Consider the following 2,792-nt stretch of genomic DNA (forward strand, 5'->3'; position numbering starts at 1 on the left):
CAATAATACAGATGGAAGCTCCTATCGCCTATAAGCGATATGTGCGCGTCCTGATGGCTTGTGCCTTTTTGGGCGCCTCATCCTGCAAAAAGGACGAGGCGCCCATTTTGCCCGAGGCATTGGAAGCGGCAAGCCTGGAGGTTCCGGCGAACTTTCCAAAGGCTCCCCAAGATCCTGATAATCCGCTCACCAAGCAGGGCATTGTATTGGGAAGGTTGCTATTCTACGATACAAGGCTTTCTGGAAGCAACAAGCTGTCGTGCGCATCATGCCACAAACCCGAACTGGCTTTCAGCGATGGAATAGCATTGACCAGCATCGGCGAATCGGGTATTCCCTTGCCAAGACATTCGCCCGCACTGATCAATTTGGCTTGGGCCAACAACGGGCTCTTCTGGGATGGCGGTTCCACCAACCTCGAATCGCAGGCATTTGCACCACTTACCAGCCCCGATGAGATGCACCAGAACCTTTCGGAACTGGAATATGAACTGAAGCAGGTACCTGATTACGTGAACCGTTTCAAACTGGTATTCGGTAGCGAAATCAAGTCGAACCTTGTTGTAAAGGCACTCGCGCAATTTGAAAGGACGCTGATCTCGGGCAACTCGAGATACGACCGCTACATCAGAAAAGAACCCAATGCCAGCCTTACGAGTCTGGAACTTGATGGGATGGCTTTGGTAAACAGCAAGTGTGGAGGTTGCCACTCGGGAGTGCTCTTTACCGACAACGGGTACCACAACAATGGGCTCGACAGCGATTTTAGCAACGATACGCATGATGGAATTTACCAGGGACGATACCGCATCAGCTATGATCCGGCCGACAAGGGCAAGTTCAAAACACCTACGCTTAGAAACGTGATGCTTACCGCGCCCTATATGCACGACGGCAGGTTTGCCAGCCTCGATGCCGTGCTGGAGCATTACAACAAGGGGATAAAGCCGTCTCCAACCCTTGACGCACTCGCAAGGCAATCGAATGGACAAGCCGGAATTCCGCTCACGGCAGGCGAAAAAGCCGCCATTACGGCATTTCTGCAAACACTAACCGATGATTCCTTTATCAGCAGCAAGAAGTTAAACAATCCAAATCAATCAAAATGAAACAAAAACATATCAGCAGAGCTATTTACTGCTTTATAGCAGCGGCAATGCTCTCCTCATGTTCAAAAAAATCAGATCCCGCACCGGCGTTCGAGGAGAAGAACCTCGCCCCGTTTTCTGTAGAGTTCGATAATATTGTTGGCGACCGTACGCTTACCTTCAACAATACCGCTAGCCCTTATACCAATGCAGCGGGCGATAAGTTCACTGTTTCGATGGTGCAGTATTTCATCAGCAATATCAAGGTATCAACCGCCGATGGGCATACCTATGCCGTAGACCAGGACAAAAGCTATTTTTTGATCAAAGGAGCAGATAAATCTACCAGGTTCGCGAAAGTGGAAGTTCCCGAAGGCGACTACACTAAACTGAGCTTTATCGTTGGCGTAGACAGCCTGAGAAGCACGATGGACCTGAGCAAGAGAACAGGCGTGCTCGATCCCGCAGCTGGTGGTGGCCACGATTCTGGCGGCATGTACTGGGGGTGGAACGCCGGATATATCTTTTTCAGGCTGGAAGGCAATTCTCCCTCGGTTCCCGACAATGCCGATGGCGACCCGACCGGGCAGAAGCAGTTCAAATACCACATCGGTTTCTTTGGCGGCTATAATGCGCCTACCATCAACAACATCAGGCAGGTCACCATCGATCTTACCACGGCAGGTGTAGCCAAAGTGAGAAAAGATAGACAGAGCAATGTGCACTTGTTTGTCGACATCATGAAGGTGTTCAATGGGAAGAACCAGTTTAACATAGCTGCCCATCCGAATGTGATGTTCAGCGATTATAGTGCTAGCATAGCTGATAATCTTACCCAATTATTTAGGCACGACCACACCGAAAACTAGGCGATATGAACAGAAAACATTTTATGGTGCTCCTTCTGATCGGGCTGTTCATTGTGGCCTGCAAAAAAAGCAGTCCGGTTATAGACGATGTTGTGGCAAAGTTTCTCGGCTTTCAGAGGCCCTCGAATTTTCCGGAGCCTGCTTACAACCTGGCGGGCAACAAGGTTACCAAAGAAGGCTTTGAGCTGGGAAGGGCACTTTTTTACGAGCCGAGACTGTCGCGCAACAATACCATTACCTGTGGTTCGTGCCATATCCAGTCGTCGGCATTTACCCAGCACGGCCACGATGTGAGCCACGGCATCGACGACAGGCTGGGCACGAGGAATTCTCCGCCGATCATGAACCTCGCCTGGAATAAAGCCTTTATGTGGGGAGGAGGCGTGTACGACCTAGACCTGCAGCCGATCGTGCCCATTACCACACATGAGGAAATGGACGAAAACCTGACCAATGTATTTGCCAAGCTGCAGGCCATGCCCAAATACAAGACCATGTTCAAGGCCGCTTTTGGCACCGAGCAGATCAGTACCGCAAACTTTATGAAGGCTTTGTCGCAGTTCATGGTGATGTGCATCAGCAGCAATTCCAAGTACGACAAGGTGATGCGCAAAGAAGGAAATGTGTCTTTTACAGCCGAAGAACTGGAAGGCTACAACATCTTCAAGCAAAAATGTGCGAGTTGCCATGCGGAGCCTTTATTTACCGACGGTAGCTTCCGCAACAATGGACTGCCTCCAAACGCCATCAACGATTTGGGACTGTATCCAACAACATTGATCCAAGCCGACAAATACAAGTTCAAGGTGCCTTCGCTGCGCAACCTGCAGTATAC

The 2,792-nt window shown here is 50.1% G+C and carries 3 protein-coding genes; all 3 read left to right on the forward strand.

Annotated elements, in window-relative coordinates:
- A partial coding sequence (locus JHD69_RS19370; RefSeq protein WP_370583525.1) for a cytochrome-c peroxidase occupies nt 1–1,109 on the forward strand: 1,109 nt, incomplete at its 5' end.
- A complete protein-coding gene (locus tag JHD69_RS19375) occupies nt 1,106–1,957 on the forward strand; it encodes an MbnP family protein (RefSeq protein WP_199141986.1) in 852 nt (283 codons plus the stop codon). The genes JHD69_RS19370 and JHD69_RS19375, both read left to right, overlap by 4 nt.
- Nucleotides 1,958–1,962: 5 nt before the next feature.
- On the forward strand, nt 1,963–2,792 hold an 830-nt coding region (locus JHD69_RS19380), incomplete at its 3' end, for a cytochrome-c peroxidase (protein ID WP_199141987.1).

The organism is Pedobacter sp. ASV12 (genome assembly GCF_016429155.1).
Classification (GTDB): Bacteria; Bacteroidota; Bacteroidia; order Sphingobacteriales; family Sphingobacteriaceae; genus Pedobacter.